Consider the following 14,343-nt stretch of genomic DNA (forward strand, 5'->3'; position numbering starts at 1 on the left):
CCGGGACGCAGGGGAGACCCCGCGTCCCGGCCCTCGGCCGTTCCGCGTGCCCGGCGTACCCGGGCCGGTGCGCGTCAGAGCCAGCGGTTGCGGCGGAACGCGCGGTGCAGGCCGACGCACGCGCCGGCGATCACCGCGAGCACCACGAAGTACCCGTACCGCGTCCCGAGCTCCGGCATGTGCTCGAAGTTCATGCCGTAGATGCCGGCGATGGCCGTCGGCACCAGGGCGATGGCGGCCCACGCGGAGATCTTCCGCATGTCCTCGTTCTGCCGCAGGGCGACGCGGCTCTGGCCGGTGGTGACGCGCGCGGTGTTGGCCTGCAGCACATCGGTGAGCTGCCGGTCGATCACCTCGATCGCGTCGACGGCCCGCAGCAGGTGGTCGTGCACGTCCCGGAAGTACGGCTCGGCCGCGGCGGGCACGTGCGGGACCTCCCCGGCGGCGAGCCGCTCGAGCGGGCGCTGCAGCGGGAGCATCGCCCGGCGGAACTCCGCGACCTCCTGCTTGAGCTTGTAGATCCGCTCGGAGTGGTCGTCCTCGCCCGGGCCGAACACCAGGCGCTCGATGTCGTCGACGTCGAGGTCGATGTGCTCCAGGGCGACCTCGTACGCGTCGACCACGCGGTCCGCGGTCCGGTACAGCACCCCGGCGGGCCCGAAGTCCTCCTCCGGCGGCACCCCCGCGTCCAGCTCTGACCGGACCTGCCGGAGCACCCCGCCCTCGCCGTGCCGCACGGAGACCACGGCGTGCGGGCGCAGGAACATCGCGATCTCGGTGATCTCCACGACCTCGACGTGGTCGACGTACCGCACGGGCTTCAGCACCACGAACACGACGTCGTCGTACATCTCGAGCTTCGGGCGCTGGTGGGCGTTGACGGCGTCGTCGACCGCGAGCGACGGCAGGTGGAACTCCGCGGCCACCTCGGCGATGTCCGCCGCCGACGGCTCCCGCAGGCCGACCCAGACGTACCCCTCGGTGGCGCGCGCGGCCTCACCGGCCTCCCCGAGCGGCACCCGACCCGGCACCCGCCGGCCGTCGGTGTACAGCCCGCAGTCGCCGATCGCCGCGTCCGCCCCGACCCGCCCCACGTCCGTCACCCGCCCACTCTAGGTTCCGGGGCCGCGCGGGGCTCCCGGGGCGTGCGCGGGGCGTCAGGCGCGGCGGAGGGCGACGACCGTGATGTCGTCCGGGCGGCGCTCCGCGACGGCGGCGAGGCGCAGGATCCGCTGGACGGCCTCGTCGGCGCTGGGGCAGTCGAGCAGCTCGCCGGCGAGCAGCGGCACGCAGCGCAGCGACCCGTCGAACAGGTCGAGCACGCCGTCGCTGAACGTCACCAGCAGGTCGCCGGGGGCGAGGTGGGTCTCGCCGAGGTCGCGGTGCGCCTCGTCCGTGACGCCCAGCGGCAGCCCGAGCGCGTCGAGCCGCTGCCACGTGCCGTCGGCCCGCACGACGAGCGTGAGCCCGTGCCCGGCGTCGGCGTAGGTGACGCGGCCGGTCGCGGGGTCGAGGCGCGCGTGGAACGCGGTGGCGAACAGCCCGGAGTCGGAGAGGTCGGCGTGCAGGACGGCGCCGGCGTGCAGCATGGCCCGGTCGACGTCCTCGCCGTGGGCGGACCCGCGGAGCACCGCGCGCACGGCGGCGGCGAGGATGGCGGCCGCGGGGCCCTTGCCCATGACGTCGGCCAGCGTGAGCACCACGCCGTCGCCGGCCGGGTACCAGTCGTAGAAGTCGCCGCCGACCGCGCGGGACGGCAGGCACGAGCCGGCGAGCTCGTAGCCGTCGACGCTCGGGGTGTCGCGGGGGAGCAGGCCCATCTGGACCTGCTGTGCGCGGTCGAGCTCGGCGTCGACGGACAGCTCCTTGGCGACCCAGTGGGCCAGGTCGCGGAGCAGCGCGGACTGGTCGGCGGTGAACCGGCGCGGCCGGGTGTCGGCGATGCAGAGGGTGCCGAGGCGGCGGCCGTCGGGACCGACCAGCGGGTGCTCGGCGTAGAACCGGAGCTGCGCGGCGGGCCCGCGGTCCTCGATCACCGCGATGTCGCAGTGCTGCGGCTCGGCGGCGGGCAGGGCCGTGGCGGGACGCACCTCGGCGGGCGCGGCCGCCGGCAGGGGCGGGACGTGCGCCGACTCGCCGGCGCCGATCAGCGACACCGTCGCGGTCGGGACGTCGAACAGCTGGCGCGCGAGCCGGACCACCCGGTCGAAGCGGGGCTCGGGGGCGGAGGTGACGGCGCCGAGGCGCTCGAGGGCGGCGAGGCGCCGGTCCAGGCCCTGCGGGACCGCGGTGGCGGCGTCGGAGCCGTCGGCGGCCGGCACGGCGGCGCCGTCCGGGGACTGCGGGGTCTCCGGGATCGCGGCGTCGGTCCCGCGGGGGGCGGGCAGCGGGGTGGACGTCACCGATGCGCCCACCGGTCACCTCCGCACGTCCCGCGGCCACCACCGTCCCGGGTGGCCTCTCACCCCTTGTTCATCGGCATCCTGCGCCGCGGGATGAGGGCCTGTGGCGGGGGTCACGGCCGGGCGGCCCCGAGCACCGCGTCGCGCGCCAGCAGCAGCGCGCCGCGGACGGGCGCGGTGGGTCCGAGCCGGCCCGCCACGACGTCGACGACCGCCCCGGACGTGACCGCGGTGCGCTCCGCCAGCACCTCGCGCAGCGGGTCCAGCAGCAGGCCCCCGGCCGCCGCGAGCGTGCCGCCGACGACGAGCACGTCCGGGTCCAGGACGGTGCACACCGACGCGAGGGCGGTGCCGAGGTGCCGGCCGACGTCCGACAGCACGCGGCGGCACCCGGGGTCCCCCGCGGCCGCGCGCTCCAGCACGTCCGCGACGCTCAGCGGGCCGTGGCTCGCGAGCAGCAGGTCCCGCACCGCGGCGGACCCGGCGAACACCTGCAGGCACCCGCGGTTGCCGCAGGAGCACACCGGGCCGTCGGGGTCGATGGTGAGGTGCCCGAGCTCCCCGGCGGTGCCGGTGCGGCCGTGCACGACGTCGCCGCCCGCGACGATGCCGCCGGAGACGCCCTCGCCGAGCGCGACGTGCACGACCGTCGCGCAGCCGCGGCCGGCCCCGAGCCGCGCCTCCGCGAGCGCGCCGAGGTTGCCGTCGTTGTCGAACACCACGGGCACCCCCGGCGCGGGCGCGAACAGCGCCGGGTCGGCGATCGCCTCGCCCCAGCCGGTCCGCACGCCGGAGCCCGCGACGCGGCCGGTGCGGACCTCCACGGGCGCGGGGACGCCGACCCCGACGGCCGCGACGGATGCGGGGTCGGTGCCGGTGTCGCGCAGCAGCCGGTCGAGCAGCGCGCGGGCCTCGCCGACCGCGTGCTCGGCCCGGTGCCCGCCGGGCAGCGGCACCACGTCGAGCACCGGCGCGCCGTCGCCCCGGTCCAGCGCGACCCGCACCTCGTCCAGGTAGCAGTGCACGCCGGCGAGCGCCCCGCCCGGCGTGGCCAGCGACACCGACCGGGCGCGCCGCCCCGAACGGGTGACCGTGGTGACCCGCACGAGGCCGTCGGCCTCCAGGGCGGCGACCGCGGCGGACACCGTGGCGGGGGACAAGCCGGTCGCGGCGCACAGCTCGACCTGCGTCACCCCGTCGGCCCGCCGGAGCGCGGCCACGAGCAGCGCCCGGCTGTCCCGCGCCGCGCGCCCGCCGCCCGGCGCCCCCCGTCGGTTCACGGGCGCGCGGCGAACCGCTCGAGCAGCTCGGCGTGGCCGGACACGACCAGCAGGTCGTTCGCCGCGATCCGCGTCTCCGGCGTCGCGTACACGAAGTCGATGCCCGGGCTCTTCACGCCGATGACGGTGACGCCGTACTTCTCCCGGATCCGGGACTGCCCGACGGTGAACCCCTGCGTCTCGCGCGGCGGCTTCATCTTGACGATGGTGAAGCCGTCCTCGACCTCGATGTAGTCGAGCATCTTCCCGGACACCAGGTGCGCGACCCGCGAGCCGGCGTCGGCCTCGGGCAGCACGACGTGGTGCGCGCCGATGCGCTGCAGGATGCGGGCGTGCTCGGCGCTGATCGCCTTGGCCCAGATCTGCGGCGTGCCGATGTCGACGAGGTTGCCGGTGATGAGCACCGACGCCTCGAGGTACGAGCCGACGCCGACGACGGCGACGGAGAAGTCGCGCGCGCCGAGCTGCTCGAGTGCCTGCGGGTTGGTGCAGTCGGCCTCGACCAGGGGGATCCGGCCGGTCCACTGCGCCACCAGCTCGGGGTCGCGCTCGACGGCCAGCACGTCCTGGCCGAGGCGGTCGAGCGTCGCGGCGATGGCCGAGCCGAACCGGCCGAGGCCGATCACGAGGACGCCCGCGTCGCGCTTCGGTGCCTTGCCGCGGGGTGCGCCGTCCCCGCGGCGGTCCTGCTCGCCGCGGCGGGCGTCCCGGCCGGCGTCCCGGCCGGCGTTCGTCAGGTCATCCAATGATCGGCCTCTCCTCGGGCAGCCGGATGACCCGACGACGGCTGCGCAGCGCGAGGGCCGCGGCCAGCGTCATCGTGCCGGTCCGGCCGATGAACATCAGGACGGTGAGCACGTACTTGGCGGCGTCGGGCAGGTACGGCGACGAGGTCAGCCCCGTGGACAGCCCGACGGTCGCGAAGGCCGAGATCACCTCGAACAGCACGACGTCCAGCGTCTCACCGGTGATGGCCAGCAGCAGCAGGCTGGTCACGAGGACGATGGTCGCGCTCACCAGGGACACGGCGATGGCGACCTGCAGCGCCTCCCGCGGGATGCGGCGGCCGAAGGCCTCGACGTCCCGGTCGCCGCGGGCCTCGGCCACGATGGCCAGCAGCATGACGGCCAGCGTCGTCACCTTGATGCCGCCCGCCGTGGACGCGGACCCGCCGCCGACGAACATCAGCGCGTCGTTGAGCAGCCAGGTGCCCTCGTGCATGTCGCCGACGTCGACCGTGGAGAACCCGCCGGAGCGCGGCATGACGCCGGCGAACAGGGCCGCCAGGATCGTCTCGTTCCACCCGATGCCGCCGAGGGTCTTCGGGTTGGTCCACTCGAACGCGGCGACGATCACGGACCCGAACACGACGAGCGCCGCGGACGTCGTCAGCGTGAGCTTGGAGTGCAGGCTCCACCGCTGCGGCCGGCGCCAGGTGCGCGCGATGTTGAGGATCACCGGGAACCCGAGGGACCCGATGAACACGCCGATGATGATCGGCAGCAGGATCCACCAGTCGGCCGCGAACGGCTCCAGGCCCTCCTCGGTGGGGATGAAGCCCGCGTTGTTGAACGCCGACACCGCGTAGAAGACCCCGTGCCAGACGGCCTCGCCCCAGTCCTCGCCGAGCATGCGGAACCGGGGGACCAGCACGAGCGCGATCGCGACCTCGAGCGCCGTCGACGTCACGATGACGGTGCGGACCAGCGAGCCCACCTCGCCGAGCCGGGTCTCCTTGGTCTCGGAGCTGACCAGGAGCTTCTGCGTCAGCCCCATCCGCCGGGACACCGCGAGGCCGAGGATCGACGCCAGCGTCATGACGCCGAGGCCGCCGATCTTGATCGCCACGAGGATCGCCACCTGGCCGGCCGTCGACCAGTACGTGCCGGTCGGCACGGTCACGAGCCCGGTGACGCAGACCGCGGACGTCGCGGTGAAGAGCGCGTCGACGAACGGCGCCCGCTCGCCGGAGGCCGTCGCCCACGGCATGGACAGCAGGCCGGTGAACACGGCGACGACCGACGCGAACACCCCGATCGCGAGCCGGGCGGGGGACTGGCGGGCCAGGCGGTCGACGAGCTCGCGGCCCGCCCACACCGCCCTGGGGACACCCCCTGCCATCGAGCCTCCCGCCCTGCTCGTCGCGCCGCGCGCGGTCTCCCTGCCGGCCCGCGCGGCGGTGGCCGCGCAGGGGGCACCACTCTGGCACGGCGGCGGTGGCGCGGCCGGTCAGCGACTACGGTGTGGTCATGACCGGGGGCGTGCGCGTGGTGTGGACGCCGGAGCTCCTGGGATACGACTTCGGGCCCGGTCACCCGATGGCGCCGCTGCGGCTCGACCTGACGGTGCGGCTCGCCCGGTCGCTCGGCCTGCTGGACCTCCCGGGCGTCGAGGTGGTGGGCGCCGAGCCCGCGACCGACGCGCAGATCGAGACCGCCCACGAGGCCGCGTACGTCACCGCGGTGCGCCGGGCGTCCGACGGCGGTGCCGGGGACCCGGCGCGCGGCATCGGCACCGAGGACGACCCGGTGTTCCCGCACATGCACGAGGCCGCCGCCCGGATCGTCGCCGGCAGCCGCGAGGCGGCCCTGGCCGTCTGGGAGGGCCGCTCCGAGCACGCGGTGAACCTGACGGGCGGGATGCACCACGCCATGCCGGGCGCGGCGTCGGGGTTCTGCGTCTACAACGACGCGGCGGTCGCGATCCGGGCGCTGCTGGCCGCCGGGGCGGAGCGCGTCGCGTACGTCGACATCGACGCCCACCACGGCGACGGCGTGCAGCGGGCGTTCTGGGACGACCCGCGCGTCCTGACCGTGTCCGTGCACGAGAGCGGGGCGACCCTGTTCCCCGGCACCGGGTACCCGGACGAGACGGGCGGGCCCGGCGCCCCCGGCTCGGCGGTCAACCTCGCGCTGCCGTCGCACACCCAGGACGGGGCGTGGCTCCGGGCCATCGACGCGGTCGTGCCGCCGGTCCTGCGCGCGTTCGCACCCGAGGTGCTCGTCACGCAGCACGGCTGCGACGCGCACGTCGAGGACCCGATCGCGAACCTCGACGTCTCCGTCGACGCCGAGCGGCTCGCGTCGTCGTGGCTGCACGACCTGGCGCACGAGGTCGCGGGCGGCCGCTGGGTGGCCCTCGGCGGCGGCGGGTACGCCGTGGTGGACGTGGTGCCGCGCGCGTGGACGCACCTGCTGGCGATCGCCGCGCACCACCCGCTGGACCCCGCGACCCGGATGCCGGAGGAGTGGCGCGCGCAGGTCGTCGAGCTCTACGGCCGCGCCGGCCCGGGCACCATGTCCGACGGCGCGGACCTCGTGTGGCGGCCCTGGTCGAGCGGGTTCGACCCCGCGGACGCCGTGGACCGGGCGGTCCGCGCGACCCGCTCCGCGACCTTCCCGCTGCTGGGCCTGGACCCGCTCCACGACTGAGGCTGCACCCCCTCGGGTGGTCCCACCCGTCTCCCCTTTCACACCAGCCTCAGCAGGCCCTAAGGTGGCGACGCGGCAGCTGTGCCGAACCAGTCCCGCGCCCGGCCCGCCGCGCGCGCACGAACGAGAAGAGCGGCCATGACCAGCGAGCAGCCCGGACGCGTCCGGTTCCTCACCGTGGCCGAGGTCGCCGAGGTCATGCGGGTCTCGAAGATGACCGTGTACCGGCTGCTGCACTCGGGCGAGATGCCCGCCGTGCGCGTCGGACGCTCGTTCCGGGTGCCGCAGGACGCGCTCGACCACTACCTCGCCACCGCGCGGCTGGACCTGGTCGACACCGACCGGGCGGCCGACGACGAGGGCGACCGGGGCGCCGGACGCCTGTCCTCCTGACCCGCGCGTCGCGGGCGACCTCCGGCATCGCGTAGGGTGGGGCCGGACTTTCCCGTGCGTGGGCGTTCCTCGGGGGTCGGGCCGACGAAGTTCGGACCGCCCTCCCCCGGCTGGTCGTGCCGCGCGTCGATCGACCACAACCGGCGGACGCGACGAGCGCTCGCCACCGGAAGCGAGTGAGGACCCATGGGCTCCGTCATCAAGAAGCGCCGCAAGCGCATGGCGAAGAAGAAGCACCGCAAGCTGCTGCGCAAGACGCGCCACCAGCGTCGCAACAAGAAGTGACGACCGCCGCGCGAGCGGCGTCGTGGAAGGGCCCGGCACGGTGTGCCGGGCCCTTCGTCGTTCCCGGGGGGCGTCACCGGCGCGTCCGCGTGCGCCGGCGGGCCCCCGGGTGGATTGTCATGTCTTGACGGACTTGTCCCGTCCTGATTCACTGCCGCACGGTTCTTCAACGATGAAAAGCCCCGGTGCACGCACCGGAGCAGGCGGGAGGTCGAGGATGATCTCAGGAGTTCGCGGGGGTCCGGGCGACGCGGTGCTGAGCCGCAGGTCCGTGCTCCGCGGGGCAGCGGTCGGGGCCGGCGCGATCGCCGGCACCTGGGCCCTCAGCGGGTGCGGGGGTGATGCCGCGGCCTCGACCCAGACGCGCATCCAGCTCTGGCACCTGTTCACCGGCGGTGACGGCGGCATCTTCCAGCAGATGCTCACGGAGGTGCAGGACGAGAACCCCGCGGTCGGCATCGACCCCGTGGTGCTCACCTGGGGCGCCCCGTACTACACGAAGCTCGTCATGGCCTCGGTCGGCGGACGCTCGCCGGACGTGGCCGTCATGCACCTCACCCGCGTGGCCGGCTGGGTGCCGGGCGGCGTCCTCGACCCCTGGGACCTGGACCTGCTCGCCGAGCACGGCGTGACGGAGGAGATGTTCCCGCCGGCGCTGTGGGAGCGCGCGAACATCGACGGCGAGCTCTGGGCCGTGCCGCTCGACTTCCACGCGTTCCTGCTGTTCTTCGACCGGGGGCTCGCCGACCAGGCCGGCCTGCTCGGGTCCGACGGGAAGCTCGTCGGGGTGGACTCCCCGGAGGGCTTCGTCGAGGCCGGGCGCGCGATGGCCGAGGTCACCGGGTACGCCGGCGTCGGCTACGGGTACACCGGTGACGGCGCGCAGATGTCCCGCATGCTGTGGGGCCTGTACGCGCAGACCGGCTCGGAGGTCGTGCTGAACCCCGGCGAGAAGGCCGAGGTCGACCGCGACGCGATGGTCGAGGTCGTCAGCTGGGTGCAGTCCTGGCTCGACGACACCGTCGCCATCGCCAACAGCGACTACCCCTCGGCGGTGGCGAACTTCTCCACCGGCCGCGTGGGCATGTGCTTCAACGGCAACTGGGAGCTGCAGTCGTTCCTGACGGCCGGGGTCGACGTCGACGCGATGCCGATGCCGACGATCTTCGGGCAGCCCGCCACGTACGGCGACTCGCACGTGTTCGTCCTGCCGCACCAGGTCAACGTCGACCCGGAGCGGCGCGAGGCGGCGTACGCCACCGTCGCGGCGATGCTGCAGAAGTCGCTCCTGTGGTCCGACGGCGGGCACATTCCCGCCAACCGCGAGGTCACCGAGTCCGCTGAGTACAAGGAGAAGGTGCCGCAGTCGCACTACGCGGAGGCCAGCGAGCAGGCGGTGTTCGACCCGCAGGCGTGGTTCACCGGCTCCGGCTCCGACTTCCAGGCGCGCGTCGGGGAGGCGCTCCAGGGCGCCTGGCTCGACAAGTCGTCTCCCGAGGAGGCCGTCGACCGGTTGATCGCCGCGCTCGACAACGCCCTCCAGACCAAGCCGCCGGCGTGACGGAGGGATCGCAGCCATGAGCACTGTCACCACACCGTCCCAGTCCCAGGCGACATCCGTCCCGCCGCGGGACCCCGGCCTGCCGGGCCGCTCCCGCCGCGGCCGCAGCCGCCGCGAGGGCAACGGCTGGGCGTTCGTCATCCCGTTCCTCGTCGTCGCCGTGCTGTTCCTGGTCGTGCCGACGCTCTGGGGGCTCGGGCTGAGCTTCACCGAGCAGTCCCTCATGGGCAACGGCGGCTGGGTCGGCCTCGACAACTACGCCGAGGCCTTCAGCGACGCGACCATGTGGTCCACCCTGGGCCACACGCTCGCGTTCACCCTGATGAGCACCGTCCCGCTCGTGCTGGTCGCGCTCGTCATGGCCCTGCTCGTCTACACCGGCCTGCCCGGGCAGTGGGCGTGGCGCCTGGCGTTCTTCGCGCCGTACATGCTCCCCGTGGCCGTCGTCGTGCAGATCTTCGTCTGGCTGTACCAGCCCGAGATCGGCTTCTTCAACTACTGGCTCGACCGGTTCGGCCTCGAGAAGGTCGGCTGGCTGACGGACCAGAACGTCGCCATGTGGTCGATGGTCCTCATGACCGTGTGGTGGACCGTGGGGTTCAACTTCCTGCTCTACCTGTCGGCCATGCAGGCGATCCCCGACGAGATGTACGAGGCCGCCGCGCTGGACGGAGCGGGCGCCTGGCGCCGGCTGTTCTCGATCACGCTGCCGCAGCTGAGCGGCACCACGGTGCTGATCACGGTGCTGCAGGTCCTGGCGTCGCTCAAGATCTTCGACCAGATGTTCATCGCCTTCAACGGCGGGAGCGGGCCGGGCGGCGTGACGAGACCGATCCTGCAGTACATCTACGACACCGGGTTCACCGGCTACCGGATGGGCTACGCGTCGGCCATGTCCTACATCTACTTCGCGATCATCATCCTGGTCGCCGTGCTGTTCCAGGTGATGACCACCGCTCGCCGGAAGGAGCAGCGCCGTGGCCGTTGACACCGTCGAGGCCCCCGTCGGGGTCCGTCGCGCCTACTCCGAGCGTCGCGCGGAGAACCGCCGCACCCGCGGGCTCGTGCTCGGTCGCAGCAAGACCGCGACCGTGCTCTCGATCATCCTGCTGGTGATCATGGCGATCACGTGGCTGCTGCCCCTGCTGTGGGCGGTGGACACGTCGTTCAAGACCGAGGCCCAGGCCCAGTCGGTGCCGCTGCAGTGGTTCCCCGACGGCGGCTTCACGCTGGAGAACTACCGCCTCGTCTTCGAGCGCGGCGAGGTGCCGCGCTGGATGGCCAACACCCTGCTGATCGCCGGCTCGGTGACGATCCTGACCGTCGCCGTCTGCGCGCTCGCCGGGTACGGGTTCGCCCGCACCAAGTTCCGCGGCAAGAACCTGCTGTTCGCGGCGACGATCGCGCTCATCGCGGTGCCCGGCCAGATCCTCATCGTCCCGCTGTTCCGGCAGATGGACGCGATCGGGGCGGTCGACACCTACCAGGGCGTGATCCTGCCGCAGCTCGTCGCGCCGGTGATGGTCTACATCTTCGCGAAGTTCTTCGCGGAGGTCCCGCAGGAGATCGAGGACGCGGCGCGGGTGGACGGGGCGGGGCACTGGCGGACCTTCTGGTCCATCGTGCTGCCGATCTCCCGGCCCATCGTGTCGGCGGTCGCGATCTTCGTGTTCATCGGCGCCTGGAACAACTTCCTGTGGCCGTTCATCGTCACCAACAACCCCGACCTCATGACGCTGCCGGTCGGCCTGTCGACGGTGAAGAACGCGTACGGCACCATCTACGCGCAGACCATGGCGTCGGCCGTGATCGCCGCGCTGCCGCTGATCCTGCTGTTCATGCTGTTCCAGCGGCAGATCGTCAAGGCGGTCGCGACGACCGGCCTCGGAGGGCGCTGAGGGGCATCCCTCGTACGGGGCGCCGTACCGCCGGCTCTACGCTGGCGGTGCGGCGCCCGGGACGTCCGGCGCGCGCTCGACGACGCACGGCAGGCCTTCGGGCGGGAGGAGGCGGCGGTGGCCGGGAAACGGCGCGGCGCGGGCGTGACCATGCACGACGTCGCGGCGATGGCGGGGGTCTCCATCAAGACCGTCTCCAACGTCATCAACGGCTACCCCTACATCCGCCCGGAGACCAAGGAGCGGGTCGAGCACGCCATCGCCGAGCTCGGCTACCGGGTGAACATCTCCGCCCGCAACCTCCGCCAGGGCCGCACCGGGATGATCGGGCTCGCGGTGCCGGAGCTGAGCCTGCCGTACTTCGCGGAGCTCGCCGACTCCGTGATCCGGGCCGCCGAGCCGCACGGGCTCATCGTGCTGATCGAGCAGACGAACGCGAGCCGCGAGCGCGAGCTCGAGGTGCTCACCAGCCAGCGCCGGCGGCTGACCGACGGGCTGATCTTCTCCCCGCTGGCGCTCGGCACCGAGGACCGCGCGCACTTCGCCGTCGACTACCCGATCGTCCTGCTGGGCGAGCGCATCTTCGGCGGGCCCGCGGACCACGTGACGATGAGCAACGTCGAGGCGGCGCGGGCCGCCACCCAGCACCTGATCGACTCCGGCCGCCGGCGGATCGCCGTGATCGGCGCGCACGAGGGCGAGACCGTCGGGTCCGCCGCCCTGCGCGTGCGCGGCTACGAGCAGGCGCTCGCGGACGCGGGGCTGCCCCTGGACCCCGCGCTGGTCGCCGAGGCCGGCCTCTGGCACCGGGCGACCGGCGCCGAGGCGATGGACCGGCTGCTGGACGCGGGCACGCCCTTCGACGCGGTGTTCGCCCTGAACGACGCCCTGGCGATCGGCGCCCTGCACGTGCTGCACGCGCGCGGCGTCTCGGTGCCCGACGAGGTCGCCGTGATCGGGTTCGACGACATCGAGGACGCCGCGTACGCCTCGCCGCCGCTGTCCTCCGTGGCGCCGGGGCGCGAGGAGATCGCGCGCACCGCCATCGAGCTGCTGCTCGCGCGCGTCGCCGGCACGGCCCCCGCCGAGCACGTCGAGGTGGTCACGGACTTCGAGGTCGTGGTGCGGGAGTCCACCGCCGGGGCCGGCGCGGGCGCCGGTGCGGGGCGGGCGTCGTCGGCGGCGGAGAGCCGGCTGCTGGCCTGACCGCGGGGCGGGGATCGCGCGGAGCCCCGGCCGGGAATCGCGGGACGTGGTTGACGGTTCAACCACCCGTGACGCACGATCGAGGCGTCCGCGACCCGGGAGGACCCGCCATGACCGCCGTGCAGCTCGGCCTGGACACCTTCGGCGACGTGCCGGCGGACGACGCCGGCCGCGTGCTCACCCACCCCGAGGCCATCCGCCAGGTGCTCGACGAGGCGGTGCTCGCCGACCAGACCGGCGTCGACGTCATCGCGCTGGGGGAGCACCACCGCCCTGAGTACTCGATCTCGTCCCCGGAGACCGTGCTGGCCGGCATCGCCACCCGCACCTCCCGCATCACGCTGGCCTCCGGCGTCACGGTGCTCAGCTCCGACGACCCCGTGCGGGTGTTCCAGCGGTTCGCGACCGTGGACGCGCTGTCGCAGGGCCGCGCGCAGGTGATCCTGGGCCGGGGGTCGTTCACCGAGTCGTTCCCGCTGTTCGGGTACGACCTGGCCGACTACGACGTGCTGTTCGAGGAGAAGATCGACCTGTTCGCGCGCCTGCTGCGCGAGGAGCCCGTCACCTGGACCGGCACCACCCGCCCGGCGCTCGACGCAGCGGACGTGTTCCCGAAGACCGCGGGCGGCCTGGACACCTGGGTCGGCGTCGGCGGCTCCCCGCAGTCCGTGGTCCGGGCGGCGCGGTACGGGATGCCGCTCATGCTCGCGATCATCGGTGGCGAGCCCGAGCGGTTCCGCCCGTACGTCGACCTGTACCGGCGGGCCACGCAGCAGCTCGAGACGCCGACGGGCCCGGTCGGCATGCACTCGCCGGGGTTCGTCGCGGAGACCGACGAGCAGGCGCGCGAGATCTTCTTCCCCACCTACAAGCAGATGCGCGACACCATCGGGGCGCTGCGCGGGTGGCCGCCGCTGCGCCGCGCGGAGTTCGACCACGAGGTCGAGCACGGGTCGCTCTACCTCGGGTCGCCGGAGACGGTCGCGCGGAAGATCGCCCGGTCGGTGCGGGCGCTCGACGTCAGCCGGTTCGACCTCATCTACACCGCCGGCCGCCAGCCGAGCAGCGCCCGGATGCGGTCGGTCGAGCTGTTCGGCACGCGGGTCGCCCCGATGGTCCGCGACCTGCTGGCGGACGACGCCGGGGCCGCCGCGTGACCCCGGTGCGCACCCTCGGCATCCTGGGCGCCGGCAAGCTCGGCACCGTGCTCGCCCGGCTCGCCGTGGCGGCCGGGTACGAGGTGCTGGTCGCGGGCTCCGGGCACCCGGACCGGATCCGGCTGATCGTCGAGGTGCTGGTGCCCGGGGCCGTCGCCACCACCGCGGCCGACGTCGCCGAGCGCGCGGACCTCGTGGTGCTCGCCCTGCCCCTGGGCCGGCTCGGGGAGGTCCCCGCCGGGCCGCTCGCCGGGAAGGTGGTGGCCGACGCCATGAACTACTGGTGGGAGGCCGACGGCGAGCGCCCCGACCTCGCGGACCCGGCCGTCGCCACGAGCGCGCTGGTCGCCGGGGCGCTGCCGGGCGCCCGGGTCGTGAAGGCGTTCAACCACATGGGCTACCACGACCTCGACGAGGGGCCGCGCCCGGCGGGAGCGCCCGACCGGCGGGCGATCGCGGTCGCCGGGGACGACGACGCGGCGGTCGCGCTGGTGTCCGCGGTCGTCGACCGCCTCGGGTTCGACGCGGTGCCCGCCGGGTCGCTGGCCGACAGCGTCGGCCTGCAGCCGCACGCCGAGGCGTTCGGGGCGAACGAGGACGCCGCGACGCTCCGGGCGATGATCGACCGGTTCCCGGCCTCGGACCGCGGCCGCGTGGTCGCCGAGGCCCGCGCGGCGGCGAGCACCGGAGCCCGCTGATCCGCGCGACGGGACGCGGAGGACCGGTGCGC

General features: G+C 74.1%; 14 protein-coding genes. 9 read left to right on the forward strand and 5 right to left on the reverse strand.

Annotation, left to right across the window (positions count from 1 at the left end):
- Nucleotides 1-74: 74 nt before the first annotated feature.
- The 5 genes from QNH85_RS09440 to QNH85_RS09460 form a co-directional block, all read right to left on the reverse strand.
- Nucleotides 75-1,103 (reverse strand): magnesium and cobalt transport protein CorA, encoded by a 1,029-nt coding sequence (locus tag QNH85_RS09440; protein ID WP_282946034.1) that lies wholly within the window; start codon nucleotides 1,101-1,103, stop codon nucleotides 75-77.
- Between the two features lie 54 nt (nucleotides 1,104-1,157).
- Complete coding sequence (locus QNH85_RS09445) at nucleotides 1,158-2,402, reverse strand: PP2C family protein-serine/threonine phosphatase (RefSeq protein ID WP_282946035.1); 1,245 nt, start codon at nucleotides 2,400-2,402, stop codon at nucleotides 1,158-1,160.
- A gap of 113 nt (nucleotides 2,403-2,515) precedes the next feature.
- Nucleotides 2,516-3,682, reverse strand: a complete 1,167-nt coding sequence (locus tag QNH85_RS09450; protein WP_282946036.1) for an ROK family transcriptional regulator — start codon at nucleotides 3,680-3,682, stop codon at nucleotides 2,516-2,518.
- Complete coding sequence (locus QNH85_RS09455) at nucleotides 3,679-4,308, reverse strand: potassium channel family protein (protein WP_282946243.1); 630 nt, start codon at nucleotides 4,306-4,308, stop codon at nucleotides 3,679-3,681. The genes QNH85_RS09450 and QNH85_RS09455 overlap by 4 nt, the downstream gene beginning before the upstream one ends.
- 112 nt (nucleotides 4,309-4,420) lie before the next feature.
- A complete protein-coding gene (locus tag QNH85_RS09460; RefSeq protein WP_282946037.1) occupies nucleotides 4,421-5,803 on the reverse strand; it encodes a TrkH family potassium uptake protein in 1,383 nt (460 codons plus the stop codon).
- 128 nt (nucleotides 5,804-5,931) lie between these two features.
- Here QNH85_RS09460 and QNH85_RS09465 point away from each other — a divergent pair, with 128 nt between their 5' ends.
- The 9 genes from QNH85_RS09465 to QNH85_RS09505 all read left to right on the forward strand — a co-directional run bounded on the left by QNH85_RS09465 (nucleotide 5,932) and on the right by QNH85_RS09505 (nucleotide 14,311).
- Nucleotides 5,932-7,113, forward strand: a complete 1,182-nt coding sequence (locus QNH85_RS09465; RefSeq protein WP_282946038.1) for an acetoin utilization protein AcuC — start codon at nucleotides 5,932-5,934, stop codon at nucleotides 7,111-7,113.
- Between the two features lie 138 nt (nucleotides 7,114-7,251).
- Complete coding sequence (locus QNH85_RS09470) at nucleotides 7,252-7,506, forward strand: helix-turn-helix domain-containing protein (RefSeq protein WP_282946039.1); 255 nt, start codon at nucleotides 7,252-7,254, stop codon at nucleotides 7,504-7,506.
- Nucleotides 7,507-7,692: 186 nt separating this feature from the next.
- Nucleotides 7,693-7,791, forward strand: a complete 99-nt coding sequence (locus QNH85_RS09475; RefSeq protein WP_003792170.1) for a 30S ribosomal protein bS22 — start codon at nucleotides 7,693-7,695, stop codon at nucleotides 7,789-7,791.
- A gap of 217 nt (nucleotides 7,792-8,008) precedes the next feature.
- Nucleotides 8,009-9,352 carry an extracellular solute-binding protein gene (locus tag QNH85_RS09480; protein WP_282946040.1) on the forward strand — a complete coding sequence of 448 codons (1,344 nt, stop codon included), beginning with the start codon at nucleotides 8,009-8,011 and terminating at the stop codon, nucleotides 9,350-9,352.
- 16 nt (nucleotides 9,353-9,368) lie between these two features.
- The gene (locus QNH85_RS09485; protein ID WP_282946041.1) at nucleotides 9,369-10,340 is read left to right on the forward strand and encodes a carbohydrate ABC transporter permease; all 972 of its coding nucleotides are present in this window, start codon (nucleotides 9,369-9,371) and stop codon (nucleotides 10,338-10,340) included.
- Entirely contained in the window at nucleotides 10,330-11,250 is a 921-nt protein-coding gene (locus QNH85_RS09490; RefSeq protein ID WP_213283976.1) for a carbohydrate ABC transporter permease, read from the forward strand. The genes QNH85_RS09485 and QNH85_RS09490 overlap by 11 nt, the downstream gene beginning before the upstream one ends.
- 150 nt (nucleotides 11,251-11,400) lie before the next feature.
- On the forward strand, nucleotides 11,401-12,456 hold the full coding sequence (locus QNH85_RS09495) for a LacI family DNA-binding transcriptional regulator (protein ID WP_282946244.1): 1,056 nt from the start codon (nucleotides 11,401-11,403) through the stop codon (nucleotides 12,454-12,456).
- Nucleotides 12,457-12,566: 110 nt separating this feature from the next.
- Nucleotides 12,567-13,613 (forward strand): LLM class flavin-dependent oxidoreductase, encoded by a 1,047-nt coding sequence (locus QNH85_RS09500; RefSeq protein ID WP_282946042.1) that lies wholly within the window; start codon nucleotides 12,567-12,569, stop codon nucleotides 13,611-13,613.
- Complete coding sequence (locus QNH85_RS09505; RefSeq protein ID WP_282946043.1) at nucleotides 13,610-14,311, forward strand: NADPH-dependent F420 reductase; 702 nt, start codon at nucleotides 13,610-13,612, stop codon at nucleotides 14,309-14,311. Before QNH85_RS09500 ends, QNH85_RS09505 begins: the two co-directional genes overlap by 4 nt.
- Nucleotides 14,312-14,343 lie beyond the last annotated feature (32 nt).

Source organism: Cellulomonas endometrii (assembly GCF_949769265.1).
Lineage (GTDB): Bacteria > Actinomycetota > Actinomycetes > Actinomycetales > Cellulomonadaceae > Cellulomonas > Cellulomonas endometrii.